Raw genomic sequence first — 15298 nt, 5'->3', positions numbered from 1 at the left:
CAGTCGTCGCACTTAGAGCTCGTCGGGCGCTGCGATGCGCTCCACATGAGCGCCCAGCGACTGGAGCTTCTCCACGAAGGACTCGTAGCCGCGGTCGATATGATGGATGGCCGACACCGTGGTATAGCCGTCTGCCACCAGACCCGCCATCACCAGCGCGGCACCGCCGCGGAGATCGGGAGAGGTTACAGGCGCTCCCGAGAAGCCCTCTACCCCATGCACGATAGCATGATGCCCCTCGATGCGGATGTCGGCTCCCATGCGGTTGAGCTCGGCTGCCAGCATGAAGCGGTTCTCAAACACATTCTCTGTGATGATGGAGTCTCCTGCGGCAGTGGCGAGAAGTGTCATGGTCTGGGCCTGCATGTCGGTAGGAAAGCCGGGGTAAGGCAGCGTCTGGATGTCCGTAGGTTTGATGGGGCCGGTGCGCCACACGGTGACGCCATCCGCCTCGCGCTCGACGGTAAGACCCATAAGCTCGTACTTCTTGAGCACGAGACCCAGATGCTGGGGGTCGAACCCGCGCACGGTCACCGGCTCGCCCACCAGGCCGCCCATGGCGATGAAGGTACCTGCCTCGATGCGGTCGCCCACCACCCGATGGCTCACGGGATGCAGCTCAGGCACGCCCTCGATCTCGATGAGCGGGGTGCCGGCGCCAGAGATCTTGGCGCCCATCTCGTTGAGCATGTTGGCCAAGTCTACGATCTCAGGCTCGCGAGCAGCATTGTCGATGGTGGTGACGCCTTGGGCGTGGACCGAGGCCATCAGCAGGTTCTCTGTAGCGCCCACCGAGGGAAACTCCAGCGTCACCAGCGTTCCCACGATGCCATTGGGCGCACTGGCGTGGATATTGCCGTGATCTACCACAAAGTTCACACCCAGCGCCTCAAGGCCCAACATATGCATATCGATCTTGCGGGCGCCGATGTTGCAGCCACCAGGCATAGCCACCACGGCCTTGCCAAAGCGGGCCAGAAGCGGTCCCAACACCGCCGTGGATGCGCGCATCTTGGCCACCAGATGATAGGGAGTGACCCAGGTATTGACGTCTGTGGTGTCGATTAGCAGATCATGCGGCCCTTTGACCTCGACCTTTGCACCTAGCTCCTCCAGCACCTGCGCCATGATGTGCACGTCCGAGATGTTGGGGACATTGGTGAGCTCGTTGATGCCGGGCGCCATGAGCGTGGCTGCCATGAGCTTGAGCGCCGAGTTTTTTGCGCCCTCCACCCTGACTTCGCCGGTAATAGGGTAGCCACCCTCAATCTGAATAACCTCCACGGCATTCCTCCAATTTTCTAGCCGAGAAACCCACCCATCCCTACAAGGGAGCCCCTAGGCGGCCCGGCCCTCTGTTTTCCGGCTTCTAGTATGGAAGACACCAACCCCAAAGTGCACCGGCTTTAACTTCCTACACCGCAGGCGCACATAGCGAAAAACAAGGGGCGGTGGCCCAGGGTGCAAGAGGTAAAAAGGGCGACCTTGACGGTCGCCCTTTTTTATAGATCTAGGCAGCAGGCAGGTGGCTGCCGTCAAGCTGCAGCTTCCAAAATTGTAGGGACCACCCTTAGGCTTTCTGCCCGCTCCAGCGGTCATTCTCGGCAAGCAAAAGATCACACCAGGCAATCTTTGAGTCGAAGTAAGCGCGGCGGGAATCTCCCTCTGGAATGCGGCTCAGTTCCTCTTGGGCTTCTTGTCGAGTCTTTTCCACCACAGAAGGCTCAATGTCGTCGATGTTGCGCGCATGGTCGGCCAGAAGGATGACCTCGGTGCCGGTGATCTCTGCATAGCCGCCGGAAATCACGATGTAGTTTACGGTCTCGCCCTTCTCGTCAGGCTCATGCTCGATGCGCACCACGCCATCGCCCAGAGCACAGATCTCTTGGGCATGACCGGGCAAGACGCCCAGCTCGCCAGAGCGAGTGACCAAGATCACCGCATTGGCTTCGCCTTCTTTCATGAGTTTGTCGGGGCGAACGATCTGATAGGTGAGGTGAGCCATAGGGCCTTACGCCTCCCCTTCCTTCTGCAACCGCTCATAACGGCGGCGCACATCGTCGATGTCGCCAGCGAAACGGAAGCACTGCTCGGGAATGTCGTCGCACTCGCCGTCCACGATGGCGGCAAAGGAGCGCACCGTGTCAGCCACCTTGATGTAGACGCCGGGGTTGCCAGTGAACTGCTCTGCCACGTGGAAGGACTGAGAAAGGAACTGTTGGATCTTACGAGCGCGTTGCACAGTCTTGCGCTGATCGTCAGAGAGCTCGTCCATACCCAGGATGGCGATGATGTCCTGAAGGTCGGTGTAGGCCTGAAGGGCCTCCTGCACTGCCATGGCCACGCGATAGTGCTCGTCGCCCACCACCGTGGCATCCAGGGCGTCCGAAGAAGACGCCAAAGGATCGATGGCCGGGTAAATGCCCAGGTCAGAGATGGAACGGGACAGAACCGTAGTGGAATCCAGGTGCGTGAAGGTGGTAGCAGGCGCCGGGTCGGTCAGGTCGTCTGCGGGCACATAGACTGCCTGCACCGAGGTGATTGAGCCTTCCTTGGTGGAGGCGATGCGCTCCTGGAGGTCGCCCATCTCGGTAGCCAGGGTAGGCTGATAGCCCACTGCGGAAGGCATGCGGCCGAGAAGTGCCGAAACCTCAGAGCCCGCCTGAGAGAAGCGGAAGATGTTGTCGATGAAGAGCAGCACGTCCTGGCCCTGATCGCGGAAGTACTCGGCCTCGGTCAGACCGGCCAGAGCGACGCGCAGACGGGCTCCGGGCGGCTCGTTCATCTGACCGTAGACCAGGCAGGTGCGGTTGATAACCCCAGACTCTGTCATCTCATGGTAAAGGTCGGTACCCTCGCGAGTACGCTCGCCTACACCGGTAAACACCGAGGTACCGCCGTGCTCCATGGCCAGGTTGTTGATAAGCTCCTGAATGAGCACCGTCTTGCCTACGCCGGCGCCACCAAACAGACCGGTTTTGCCGCCGCGGATGTAGGGCTCCAGCAGGTCGATGGCCTTGATGCCGGTTTCGAAGATCTCCACCGAGGTGGTGAGGTCGTCGAAGCGAGGCGCTGGGTGATGGATGGGATAGTATTGCACGTTCTTAGGCATGCCCTTGCCGTCCACAGGCTCACCCAGCACGTTCCAGACGCGGCCCAAAGTGGACTCGCCTACAGGCATCTGCATGGGCTTGCCGGTATCCACCACATGCAGGCCGCGCTGCAAACCGTCGGTGGAGGTCATGGCGACGGTGCGCACAATGCCGCCAGGCAGCTGGGACTCCACCTCAAGCTCGGTCTTGATGTGGCCAAAAGGAGTCACTGCATCTACCTTGAGGGCGGTATAGATAGCGGGCATGTGGTCCTCGAATTTGACGTCGACCACAGGGCCTACGATACGGACAATGATGCCCTCGTCGAGGTCGCTCTGATTGTTGACCGAGGCTTTGAGAACGCTGTCGAGGTCCAGCGACGCGAGCTTGGTCTTCTCTGCCATTACTTCTCCTCCAATGCTGCGGCGCCGCCGACAATCTCATTGATCTCGGTGGTGATAGAGCTCTGACGGATGCGATTGTACTCACGGCTCAAGGTGGTCACGATCTCATCGGCATTCTCGGTAGCTGCCTGCATGGCACGACGGCGCGCGCCGTGCTCGGCCGCTGCGGAGTCGATGAGTGCGTGATAAATCACCGTGCGGATATAGCTGGGGATGAGATATCCCAGCACTTGAGCGGGCGAGGGGTCGAACTCGAAGTCCTGCGCAGCCTCAGAGTTGGCAGCAGGGTTCAAGCTTGACAACGCCTCATGCTCGCGAGGGGCATTGGGCAAGCGCAGGGTGTCACGGGTTACGGGGAGCAATTCCTCGGTAACCAGCCTTTGCTCAACACGGCTGCGCGCATGCTGATAGGTAATCTCGACGCGATCCAAATGCTCGGAAGTAAAGCCATCCATCACATAACTGGCGATCTGGTTGGCTTCCACCAGCGTAGGATCTGCCGAGATGCCCTGGAAAGACAAGATGGGCTTGCGACCGCGCGCGGTGAAGTACTCCGTAGGCTTGGTGCCGCAACAGACGAGCTCTGTTTGCACGCCCTTGGACTCCCACTCGACGATACGGCGCTCAACGTCACGTTCCACCTGCACGTTGAAGCCGCCAGCCAAGCCGCGATCAGAAGCCACCACAATGATGAGCACGCGATTAACTGCAGGATGCTCCTTAAGCAAAGGTTGCTCTTCGCTGCTGCCCGCAGCGGCGACGTTGACCAGCATGGTGGTCATGGCGTCCTTGTAGGGGGCGCCGTCTGCTGCACGCTTGAGGGCACGCATGATCTTGGTAGTAGACACCATTTCCATGGTGTGAGTGATCTGCCGAGTGCTCGACACCGTGCGTATGCGTCGTTTGATGTCGCGAAGGTTCGCCATGATTCTATGCTTCCTCAGCCACCGAGGCGGCGGAGTCTTCCACCGTGGTCACGGCGCCAGCCGACTCGATTGCGTCTTCTGCTAGCTCTTCTTGGGTCTTCTTGCTCTGGGCAGCGCGCGTGCTGGCCAAGAACTGTTTCTTGAAGGTGCGGCAGGCGCCCTTGAGCTCTTCGGCTGTCTCGTCGGAGATGCGCCCCTGACGGAGCTTCTCACGCAGAGCCACGCGACTGGTCTTGAGGTAATCCACAAACTGATCGCGGAAGGGGATCACCTGGTTTACCGGAAGATCGTCGAGGAAGTTGTTGTTGCCTGCGAATATGACGGCTACCTGATCCACCACGTCGATGGCCGAGAAACGCTTCTGCCTAAGCAGCTCGGTCATGCGGGCGCCGCGGTTGAGCTGATAGCGGGTGGAGCGGTCGAGGTCGCTGCCAAACTGTGCAAAGCTCTGAAGCTCGGCGTAGCTGGCCAGGTCCAGACGGAGGTTGCCGGCCACCTGCTTCATAGCCTTGATCTGAGCGTCTCCACCTACGCGGGATACCGAGATGCCCACGTCCACTGCAGGGCGCTGGCCCTGCAAGAACAGGTTGGACTGCAGATAGATCTGACCGTCGGTAATGGAGATGACGTTGGTAGGAATGTAAGCGGACACATCGCCTTCCTGCGTCTCAATGATGGGCAGCGCAGTAAGCGAGCCGTAGCCATGGGCCTCGTCCAACTTACAGGCGCGCTCCAACAGACGAGAGTGCAGGTAGAAAATATCGCCGGGATACGCCTCGCGTCCAGGGGGACGATGCAACGTCAGAGACATCTGACGATAGGCCACTGCCTGTTTGGACAGGTCGTCGTAGACCACTAGCACGGCACGGCCAGGATTGTCCTGGTTAGCAGGCTTGCCGTCCTCACCGGTATACATGAAGTATTCGCCAATGGCAGCGCCTGCCATTGGGGCGATGTATTGAAGCGGTGCAGAATCTGAGGCGGTGGCAGCCACAATGATGGTCTTATCCATCACACCATGCTGCTCGAGCGTCTGGCGGATAGTGGCTACTGTGGAAGCCTTCTGGCCAATGGCTACATAGATGCAAATCATGTCGCTCTTGGCTTGGTTGATGATCGTGTCGATGGCGATTGCCGTCTTGCCGGTCTTGCGGTCGCCAATGATAAGCTCACGCTGACCGCGGCCTACAGGGATCATGGCATCAATAGCCATAAGGCCTGTCTGCACAGGCTCGCAGACGGGAGTACGAGCCATAATGCCAGGGGCCTTGAACTCGATGGGACGACGAGCCACGGTTTCCATAGGGCCAGCGCCATCAATAGCCTCGCCCAGAGGATTAACCACACGCCCTAGCATCGCAGGACCCACGGGGATGTCCATAACGCGACCGGTGGTACGGCACTCGTCACCCTCGCGAATAACCTCCACATTGCCAAAGAGCACCGCGCCAACCTCGTCGCGGTCCAGATTTTGGGCCAAGCCGTACACATGCACACCGGTCATAGCGCTCGTGAAATCCAGCAACTCGCCAGCCATAGCGCTCTTAAGACCGCTCACGCGGGCAACACCGTCGCCAATCTCGATCACTCGGGAAACATCCTGAGTATCGATGGCGGCCTTCATGGCGTCGAGCTTGACGCGCAGGATGTTGGCTATGGTGTCGGCGTTGATAGCGCCATCTGGCGCAACCTTGGTCGCCTCGTTGGAATCGGCCAACTCCTATTCGCCTCCTCTGCTCTTGAGAACACGACGCGCATTCTCAAGTTGGGTCTTAACAGATGCGTCGCGGCGTTCACCACGCGCGTTGAAGATGATGCCTCCGATGATTGAGGGGTCCACGTGCTCGACAATGAACACGGATTGACCGTAGTCCAGCGAGAGGAACTCCTCTACCTCTTCGCGCATGTCGTCATCCAGAGGGATGGCAGTCGTCACATCCACGGCGATGACGTCGTTTTCGTTATGAACAAGATCCGAGTAGCGGTTGGCGATTTCTGGCAAGAGGTTCTCGTCGCCGCGCTCCAAGATGACCTTAAGGGTGTCTGACACCTCACCCAAGGCATTGGCCAGATCCACCAGCGTGTGCAAATCACGCTTCTCGCGTCCTTCCGCCTTTGCAGCTTCAAGCAGGGTGCGCGCATAGGTCTCGATCTTGTCTTGCTCCATACGGCTATTCGTCGACATTGGCGTCTCCAGCCTCCGCCAGCGACTTCTCGATGAGACGCTTCTGTGTCTCTACATCAAGATGCTCGCCGATGATCTTGCTCGCCAAGTCCACAGCAAGATCTGCGGCCTGATCTACAAGCTCAGCCATAGCTGCATTGCGCTCAGCATCGATATTCTCGCGAGCGCGATCAGTGATTTGCTTGGCATCGGCATTGGCCTTCTCGATAATGGCAGCCCGGGAGGCCTCAGCGGTCTTTTTTGCCTCAGCCACAATGTCATCAGCCTGAATCTGGGCTTCATCAACCGCAGCCTCAGCCTTCTTTAGCGCTTCAGCAGCCTCGACTTTAGCCTGCTCGGCAGCATCCAGATTGTTCTGAATGGTCTGCTGGCGAGCATCTAGCGTCTTTAACACCGTAGGCCACACAAGCTTGGCGAGGATGACCCAGATCACAATGAAGGCCACCAGGGCTGGTATAAACTCAGCCGGCTTAGGGACGAGGATGTCGAAGGCGGAGGCAGCCAGTGCGGGTGTTGGCGCAGTGAGAATCACTGCCACGAGAGCCCCCACTGCAGAGGGCAGAACCCCTCTACCTGCACAGGTACGATTCATTTCTGAAACCTCCAACGAGCTTGACGTGAATAGTAATTAGGCAAGCAGGGAGACCACGAAGCCGATAAGGGCCAGTGCCTCGACGAATGCAGAGGCAAGGATGAAGACGGTGAACAGACGACCCTGAACCTCGGGCTGACGGGCCATGGACGTAGTTGCGCCGTAGGCAGCAAGACCGATGCCCAAACCGGCACCAACAACACCAATTCCGTAACCGATGACTCCCACGATTCCTCCTTTAGCAACGGCCCTTCCGACCGGGCCTTCTTATGGGATCGAACTATGCACAGACGGTATTACCCGTCGATATGCCGATGATTACTCATCTTCCTCGGCGATTTGCACGTAGACCGCCGTGAGCAACGAGAACACGTATGCCTGGATGGCAGCTACAAGAATCTCAACGAGATAGATGACGATAAGCACCAGAAGCCAGAGCAGAGAGATGCCTGCGCCCGTAAAGGCTTCAAGAGTGACGCCCTGGGCAAATCGAGAGATGAAAAGAGATGCCAGGATTGCGAAGGTACCCATAACTACGTGGCCGGCAAACATGTTGCAGAACAAACGCACAGCCAGTGTAATAAGACGAAGGAACGTAGAGAACAGCTCAATAAGCCATACAAGCCAGTCCAGCGGGAATGGAACGCCCTTAGGCTTGAGGCTCTTGATATAACCCCAGCCGCCATCTTTTTTCACGCCTACGTAGATGAAGTACACAAACGAGATAAGCGCCAGGGCAAAGGTCACGCCAATGGTACCCGTGCCTGGGTGCATGCCAGGAATAACTCCCAACAGATTGTTGACCAGAATGAAGAAGAAGACCGTGGCGATGAAGGGGAAGTGCTGGCGCCAGGTGCTATGCAGGATGTCCTCAACCAGGTCTTTGCGTGCGAACTCAATCACATATTCCACTGCGTTCACAAAGCGACCCTGGGGCACCAAAGACACCGACTCTTTCTTCTTAAAAATGAAAAGCACCACAAAGATAATGGCGACGGCAAGGAACATGTAGAAGGTGTATTGGGTGATACCTACGTTGAGGTCACCCACCACAGGCTCTGCGATGAAGCTGTCAACGAGCTCGTTAACGTGCTCAGGTAGCTCCTCGAACTCTCCCACGTTTCCTCCTTCTTATTGCCGGCGACCGTGGACTATCCACCGCCAAGCCAGCATTGCTTCTATGGTCCAGGTCCCGAGAAAAACTGTCACCATCGCAAAGGCGAAGGAGGCAAACTCGGAACTATGTAGGTAATACCCCGCTGCGACTGCAAGCACCAACATGATTGTGGATGCGAGCGTGACGGCAAGGCCCGCGGCCACCGATACGCGGCGACCGCTACGTGCATCATGAGCCAACCGGAGACCGGGGAGCGCCCCCAGTAGCCCGATAAGTGCACCTACAAGCCAATACATGTGCCCTTGGGTCCTCTCTTGAGGGGCGGACCGTTGAGTCGATTCAGTATCCTAGTCCTTTGGCCTTCAAATGGAACAATGATTGACGCTTATCAGCCGACTTTATGAAGCTGATATGTAAGCCTCGCCCAGTTGTTTACCGAAGCCAACGACCGTTCTGGCTTGCATGCGAGCAAACGGCCCCCTGTAGCAGCTCTTGTTTAGGAACTACCTTGCGAACAGCTTCTTCCCTCCTTCTTCTGGTAATCCCTAGTATCCCCCACTTGGTATACCAATAAGCGCTTAAAGATACCTAAAACTGGGGCCAATAAACCGAAAACGAAATTAAAGATCATTGATACGTCAGCTAAACACCCCTAAACGATGCGACCATAAAACCGCTCTCCGTTATTTGCCTCTTGCTCTAAGTCTTGAAAAAAGGGGTTTGTCGGCAAGTAAAACTCTTAGATAACCGAGAAACCCTTTCCCTCTAGACAGCGAGCCTGTCATTGGCTGAAACATGGATCAAACAAGAAGTCGACCTCAGTTCATTAGACGAGGTCGACTTTGAATCGCGCACAAGGAATTTATTATTTCGTGCCAAAGATACGGTCGCCAGCGTCGCCCAAGCCCGGCAGGATATAGGCGTGATCGTTGAGCTCGCGGTCGATAGCGCAGGTAAAGATGCGTACATCTGGATCGTGATCGAGTACGGCCTTGAGGCCTTCCGGCACGGCCACCAGGACCAGCAGACGAATATCAGACACGCCTGCACGACGCAGATAGTCAATGGCTGCGTTGGAAGATCCACCGGTAGCAAGCATGGGATCTACCACAAGGCAGGTGCGATTCTCCACATCGGGGGGAAGCTTGCAGTAATACTCATGAGGCTCATGCGTCTCTGGGTCGCGATACATTCCCACGTGTCCTACACGCGCAGAGGGAATGAGCTCCAAAAGACCGTCAACCATGCCAAGACCTGCACGCAGAATGGGCACGATTGCCACCTTCTTACCAGAGAGCTCCATGCAGGTGCAGGTTTCTAGCGGTGTCTCAATCTCGACCTCCTCTAGAGGGAAGTCACGAGTGGCCTCATAGCCTTCAAAAAGAGCCAGCTCACGTACGAGCTCGCGGAACTGCTTGGTGGAAGTGTCTTTGTCGCGCATAATAGCTACCTTATGCTGCACCAAAGGATGATCCACCAGCGTTACACGGCTTTCGTCGTACTCGATGGTCATGAAAAGCTCCTCTCGATACGTCCTGCTTTATCTATTGCGCTTTAGCGCTCGTCCTCACGCATGATCTTCTCTACACGCTGGGCGTGACGGCCTCCACCAAAAGGCTGCTCGAGGAAGATCTTTACGATCTCATCGTTGGTGGTGGGGTCTACAAAGCGGCCAGACAGGCAGATAACATTGGCGTCATTGTGCTCACGGCACAGCTCTGCAAAACCAGGGGTTTGGATGGCCACCGCTCGAATGCCGGGGACCTTATCGGCAGTCATAGCCATACCAATACCCGTACCGCAAATGAGAACACCGCGGTCATAGGTGCCATCAGCTACGCCACGGGCTACAGGATCGGCATAGTCAGGGTAATCAACACGATCGTCTGTTGCAGGACCAAGATCGATCGCCTCATGCCCTAGCGAGTTGATGAAGTCGATAACTTGGGCCTTTTGGCAAAAACCAGCATGGTCAGATGCGACAGCTACGCGCATGCTTCCTCCTTGGGTGGTAGTAGACTCCTGTCCAGTCTAACCATTTACCCTGAACTCTGGCTCAAGAGAAACGGTACCGGTTGCCTCTTAGGACGGTATTCTTGCCTGAGCTGCATCACAGATGGCCTGAAACGAGACTCCTCCCTCGCGGAGCAGCTGAGGCTCTGTACCTGTTGCATCGATAATTGTAGATGCAATGCCGAGAGGACATGCACCACCATCAAAGACCAAATCTACGTTCTCTTCTACGGCGCTCTCTAGATCGTCGAAAGCAGCAGGAGAAGGTGCCCCGTGAGTATTGGCGCTGGTAACCGCCAGGGCTCCCCCACAGCCACGCGCCAGCTGCCTTACTAGTTCTGAATCTGGCACGCGCACCGCAATGGTTCCATTAGCCGCCACATAATCTTTTGGAACCAACGAAGCAGCTTTTACCACCACTGTAAGGGCTCCTGGCCAAAACTGCTCTATGACTGGATAAACCCAGTCTTGCACGTTTTGTCCAAAGCGGACTATCCCTTGAGGATCTGCCAAAAGTAGCGGGAGCGTCTGCGTACGTTCGCGCTTTTTGATCTCAAAAATTCGTTCATGACCAGGATTTTGCGGAGCGAGAGCCGCACCGATCCCATAGACAGAATCCGTAGGCATAACCATGCATCCTTGATCCAAAAGCACACGGATACCTTGGGCAACCAGGTCCTCTTGAGGATTATCTTGATTCACCCTCACAACAGCTCCCATAGCTGGGCCTCCCTGCTTCTACCGCCTTTGAACCCCCGTGCTTTTGTGGAGTAGAGTGTAGCAAGAAAAAAGTGGATTGAGAACACTTGTTCTATTTTCTTTTATGCTCTACGATGTCTTCACCAGCTCCAGAGGTTCAACGTTTATCGTTTACCCTCTCGAACTGCTATGAGCACACGAGGTCTACCGGTAAGGTCGGGGCGTATCTCCACATGAGCCCAACCCTTTTGGTCGCGCACTAGAGATGCCGCTGCATCAAGAGAGTCTTCAAAGAGCTCCACGCATAGCATTCCTTCTGGCGCCAACCATTGAGGAGCGCCTTCGAGTAAGCGGCGAAATAGGTCGAGACCATCCTTGCCACCATCGAGTGCGAGACCCGGCTCATAGCCCACCACTTCTTGAGGCAAGGTGGGCACCACCGCAGAAGGTATATATGGAGGATTAGACACTATGACGTCTAATGTGCCAGCAAGCTCACCAGGAAGCGCCTCATAGAGATCCCCCTGAGCCACCGCCACCCGAGAAGTGAGATTAAGCGCATCCCGATTGCGTTCAGTTAAAGATACCGCTTGCTCAGAGAGGTCGCCCTCCCATACCACCACATCTTCACGCTCGGACGCAATGGAGAGACCTATGCAGCCCGTTCCACAGCAAAGATCAGCCACTCGCACCTTGCGAGGGCTCACTTTCTCGATATCTAGCTCGTCATTCTCCGAAACATCGGGGGCATCTGCATTCCCCTCAGAGAAAGATTCAGTCTCTGAGGCCTGCAAGACTTCTTCGGTTTGGATAGGCACATATTCGACATTCCCGTCACTCAAAGAGGAGGTAGGCAATGATACTAATTTCTGTACTGGATCCCTAGCCTCCAGTACATCTTGGGGTTCTAAAGATTCACCTTCTTCTTCTGCCACAATCTCTTCTTCTGGTAGGAGCGCCCTTCTCTTTGCAGCAGCATCCACGCCCTCTAAGGCTGCATCTACCAAGATCTCTGTCTCGGGCCTGGGAATGAGCACTCCTCGCTCACAGCGAAGAATGATGTGGCGAAAGGGAACCTCCCCTGTCACATACTGCAAAGGCTCACCAGCACGACGACGCACTACGCCTTCGCGCATGGCCTTGAGTTCTGCAGGTGTAAGCGGCTGGTCGAAATTGAGATAGAGCTCCACGCGAGACTTTCCTGTAGCGGCGGACAGCAGCCACTCGGCCGAGAGACGAGGGTGCTCATCGCCGTTGTGCTCCAGGTCATTGCGCGTCCAGTCCAATATGTCTTTAATGGTCCACACTCTATCTGCCATAGATCTATTCTCCCTTAGGCCAATCTTGTCTATCGGCCATCTCAGCGCGTCATTGGCTCAAGGCTCCTGCCTTAAAAAAGATCCTCTCCTCAAGCAACCACGCTCGATGAGAGGATCTCACACAAACTGTTGGTGAGCTCGAAGCTCTTATCAAACAGCCTCAGCCAAACGTTGAGCGCGATCTGCTGCAGCCAAAGCCTCGATCACAGAGGGAAGGGTGTCGCCCAGAAGCACACCGTTGTAAGTGCCGTTAAAGCCAATGCGATGATCGGTCACACGGTCCTGAGGTTGGTTGTAGGTACGGATCTTCTCAGAACGATTGCCGTGACCAATTTGGCTCAGACGCTCAGCCCCCAGCTCGGCCTGTTGACGCTCAAGCTCCATCTCATAGAGGCGGGCGCGCAGCATCTGCATGCAGACCTCGCGATTCTGGATCTGAGAGCGCTGGTCTTGGGACTGCACCACAGTGTTTGTGGGCAGGTGGGTGATACGCACCGCCGAATAGGTGGTGTTCACGCACTGGCCACCAGGACCGCTGGCGCAATAGGTGTCGATGCGCAGGTCGCTGGGGTCGATTTGAATATCGATATCGTCAGCTTCAGGGAGCACCGCCACAGTGGCAGTGGAAGTCTGGATACGCCCCTGGCTCTCGGTCTTGGGAACGCGCTGCACGCGGTGGACGCCGCTCTCGTACTTCATGACAGAGTAGACCTTGTCACCAGTGACCTTGAACTCGATGGTCTTAAAGCCGCCGGCCTCAGAGGGGCTGCTGGAGAGTATCTCGATCTTCCAACCGCGCGCCTCACAGAAACGCTCATACATCTTGAAAAGGTCACCGGCAAAGATGGCCGCCTCATCGCCGCCTACGCCAGCGCGAATCTCAACGATGGTGTCCTTCTCGTCGTTGGGATCGCCAGGAATAAGCATGACCTTGATCTCCTCTTCAAGGCCAGGCAATTTGGCTTCATTCTCTGCAATGTCTGCCTGCAAAAGTTCGCGAGTCTCTGCATCGTTCTCTTCATGAAGCAGCTCTTTGGCTGCCTCAATATCATCCAATGCAGACAGGTAGGCCTGGGCCTTCTCGGCAAGCTCTGCTTGGGAGGAGTGTTCCTTGGCAAGACGTGCATATTCTTGAGGATCGTTATAGACGGCAGGATCGCCGAGTTTTGCTTCGAGCTCGTGATAGGCTTCGAGCAAGGCTAAGAGACGTTCACGCATCCGAGGCTCCTTTGATGACGCGACAGGGCGCCGCGGTAAGTACTGTTAAGCCTACAGATAATACCACTCGCGCGCAGGGATTATGCATGTCGCTCAAGAGCACAGGATGGTCAAATATCTCTGGCAGGCGGTTTGCCAACTGTATGTAGAGGGCATCCGCAAAAATTAAAGCGCACAGACTGGCTCCATCGGGTAGAAGCCTTCACAATGAGCAATGGCTGTTTTAGGGCCACGATCTGTCAGAGGAGCATTCACCATGGATCTTGAGATTCACAAGCCGGCACCACTCAAAATTGGCGACCGCTATCACTACACCCTTTCTAGCTACGATCCAGTGTCCATCACTGTGACTGTGAGCCAGGTGACCGATGCCGACATCGACTTTGCCATCGCCGGCATCGCCTCAAGCAATGGCATCAAGCCTGAAGACATCGATGATGCTTGGGTAGCCGAGCATATCGATGGCGCTTCCACCGTCCAGGAGTTCCGCACTACCTTGCGCAGCCAGCTTGAGGCCATGAACACCCAGTCGGTGGAGCAGTCCAAGCCCGCGCTCTGCGCCCAACAGTTGGCACTCCGCCTTAACCAGGCAGTTCCTATGGACGAGATCGCCAAGTACCGTAGCGCTCTGGAGCAATCCATGAGCTTTGAGGCCGCCCAGGCTGGCATGGATCTTGCCACCTATGCCGCCCACATGGGCATCGACAGCGCCGCAATGACCGCCATGCTAGATGACCGCGCTGCTCATGTGGCTGGCGAGCAAGCCGCTCTTTCTGCCTACGCTGCCGAGAAGAAGCTCAAAGTCGCAGACCAGGAAATTCCAGCCCTTCTAGGCCTTAATCCTCAAGACGGCGAGAAGGTCATCGAGCAGGCTCGCGGCGCAGGGCAGCTTGAAGACCTTCGAGCTGACGCCCTCAACATGAAGGCCGCTCGCGTCATCACCAGCGAGTGCAACTGCACCTACAAGCACGAGTCTGCAGAGGAGGCCCAGGCACGCTCCGAGCAGCTCAAGGCCTTTGCAGAGATGATGCTGACTCAGCAGAATGAAGAAACCCAGGATGACAAGGGCGACGACAAAGAGGACAACAAGAGCAACTTCAAGCTGGTGTAGATCAAGGCGGCCTAGAGCCTGTATCCTTTGATCTTCTGACTTCGATCTCTAAGAAAGAAGCCCAAATCCTCAGTAAAGATTTGGGCTTCTTTTTCTGCCATTACCTGCGGTGCCTGCACATTAGGCAGGAGCACCTAGGAGAATAAGCGCTTACTCAGCGTCCTTTGCAGCCTCGGTCTCAGCCTCGGCAACCTCGGCTACCGCCTCGTCGGCAACAGCCTCAGCGGCCTTGGCGGCAGCCTCGGCCTCAGCCTTCTTGGCGTACTCGGCAGCGCGGGCGGCCTTGGCGGCAGCCTTGGCCTCAGCCTTGGCAGCACGCTCGGCGCGCTGTTGGGCGTCCTTCTCGGCATTGGCGGCTTTGCGGGCAGCAGCCTTGTCCAGCTGGGCCTTGGCGGCGCCGCCAAACTTGTCGGCAAAGCGCTGAACGCGTCCGCCGGTGTCGACCAGCTTCTGAGTGCCGGTGTAGAAGGGGTGGCACTTGTCGCAAAGATCCAGAGTCATCTCGGGCACGGTGGCACGGGTGGTCCAGGTGTTGCCGCAGGAGCAGCGAACGGTGCACTCCATGTACTCAGGATGGATGTTCTTCTTCATGCAGGACTCCTTATGGTCTGCCCTGGTTTCC

The 15298-nt window shown here is 56.7% G+C and carries 16 protein-coding genes; 1 reads left to right on the top strand and 15 read right to left on the bottom strand.

Annotated elements, in window-relative coordinates; translation table 11 throughout:
* Window positions 1-12: 12 nt before the first annotated feature.
* The 14 genes from murA to prfA form a co-directional block, all read right to left on the bottom strand.
* The gene (gene murA, locus OR601_RS00970; protein WP_136011582.1) at window positions 13-1284 is read right to left on the bottom strand and encodes a UDP-N-acetylglucosamine 1-carboxyvinyltransferase; all 1272 of its coding nucleotides are present in this window, start codon (window positions 1282-1284) and stop codon (window positions 13-15) included.
* 286 nt (window positions 1285-1570) lie between these two features.
* Window positions 1571-2005 carry an ATP synthase F1 subunit epsilon gene (gene atpC / locus OR601_RS00965; RefSeq protein ID WP_136011583.1) on the bottom strand — a complete coding sequence of 145 codons (435 nt, stop codon included), beginning with the start codon at window positions 2003-2005 and terminating at the stop codon, window positions 1571-1573.
* 6 nt (window positions 2006-2011) lie between these two features.
* Complete coding sequence (gene atpD / locus OR601_RS00960; RefSeq protein WP_136011584.1) at window positions 2012-3496, bottom strand: F0F1 ATP synthase subunit beta; 1485 nt, start codon at window positions 3494-3496, stop codon at window positions 2012-2014.
* Complete coding sequence (gene atpG, locus OR601_RS00955; protein WP_136011585.1) at window positions 3496-4422, bottom strand: ATP synthase F1 subunit gamma; 927 nt, start codon at window positions 4420-4422, stop codon at window positions 3496-3498. The genes atpD and atpG overlap by 1 nt, the downstream gene beginning before the upstream one ends.
* A 4-nt stretch (window positions 4423-4426) precedes the next feature.
* Entirely contained in the window at window positions 4427-6046 is a 1620-nt protein-coding gene (gene atpA / locus OR601_RS00950; protein WP_407658197.1) for a F0F1 ATP synthase subunit alpha, read from the bottom strand.
* Window positions 6047-6142: 96 nt separating this feature from the next.
* Window positions 6143-6607, bottom strand: coding sequence for a F0F1 ATP synthase subunit delta (locus tag OR601_RS00945; RefSeq protein ID WP_168896093.1), 465 nt, complete (start codon window positions 6605-6607; stop codon window positions 6143-6145).
* Entirely contained in the window at window positions 6594-7145 is a 552-nt protein-coding gene (gene atpF, locus OR601_RS00940) for a F0F1 ATP synthase subunit B (protein WP_265591876.1), read from the bottom strand. Before atpF ends, OR601_RS00945 begins: the two co-directional genes overlap by 14 nt.
* Window positions 7146-7235: 90 nt before the next feature.
* Window positions 7236-7427: an ATP synthase F0 subunit C gene (locus OR601_RS00935; RefSeq protein WP_136011588.1), complete on the bottom strand. Its 192-nt coding sequence runs from the start codon at window positions 7425-7427 to the stop codon at window positions 7236-7238.
* 90 nt (window positions 7428-7517) lie between these two features.
* Window positions 7518-8318: a F0F1 ATP synthase subunit A gene (gene atpB, locus OR601_RS00930; RefSeq protein WP_136011589.1), complete on the bottom strand. Its 801-nt coding sequence runs from the start codon at window positions 8316-8318 to the stop codon at window positions 7518-7520.
* 863 nt (window positions 8319-9181) lie between these two features.
* A complete protein-coding gene (upp, locus tag OR601_RS00925) occupies window positions 9182-9829 on the bottom strand; it encodes a uracil phosphoribosyltransferase (RefSeq protein WP_265591875.1) in 648 nt (215 codons plus the stop codon).
* Window positions 9830-9870: 41 nt separating this feature from the next.
* Window positions 9871-10311 carry a ribose 5-phosphate isomerase B gene (rpiB, locus tag OR601_RS00920; protein WP_136011590.1) on the bottom strand — a complete coding sequence of 147 codons (441 nt, stop codon included), beginning with the start codon at window positions 10309-10311 and terminating at the stop codon, window positions 9871-9873.
* 87 nt (window positions 10312-10398) lie between these two features.
* Window positions 10399-11037, bottom strand: a complete 639-nt coding sequence (locus OR601_RS00915) for an L-threonylcarbamoyladenylate synthase (RefSeq protein WP_265591874.1) — start codon at window positions 11035-11037, stop codon at window positions 10399-10401.
* Window positions 11038-11192: 155 nt separating this feature from the next.
* Entirely contained in the window at window positions 11193-12347 is a 1155-nt protein-coding gene (locus tag OR601_RS00910) for a N5-glutamine methyltransferase family protein (RefSeq protein WP_265591873.1), read from the bottom strand.
* A 150-nt stretch (window positions 12348-12497) separates the two neighbouring features.
* A complete protein-coding gene (gene prfA, locus OR601_RS00905) occupies window positions 12498-13565 on the bottom strand; it encodes a peptide chain release factor 1 (protein WP_265591871.1) in 1068 nt (355 codons plus the stop codon).
* Between the two features lie 256 nt (window positions 13566-13821).
* Between prfA and OR601_RS00900 the strand changes: the two genes are divergently transcribed.
* Window positions 13822-14676, top strand: a complete 855-nt coding sequence (locus tag OR601_RS00900; protein WP_265591869.1) for a SurA N-terminal domain-containing protein — start codon at window positions 13822-13824, stop codon at window positions 14674-14676.
* Window positions 14677-14826: 150 nt separating this feature from the next.
* Here the strand turns inward: OR601_RS00900 and rpmE are convergent, their stop codons facing one another.
* Window positions 14827-15267, bottom strand: a complete 441-nt coding sequence (gene rpmE / locus OR601_RS00895; RefSeq protein WP_136011597.1) for a 50S ribosomal protein L31 — start codon at window positions 15265-15267, stop codon at window positions 14827-14829.
* Window positions 15268-15298: the final 31 nt, after the last annotated feature.

Source organism: Leptogranulimonas caecicola (assembly GCF_023168405.1).
GTDB classification, from domain to species: Bacteria; Actinomycetota; Coriobacteriia; order Coriobacteriales; family Atopobiaceae; genus Leptogranulimonas; species Leptogranulimonas caecicola.
Note: the sequence above shows the minus strand (reverse complement) of the source record. Positions and strands in the feature narration are given on the sequence as shown.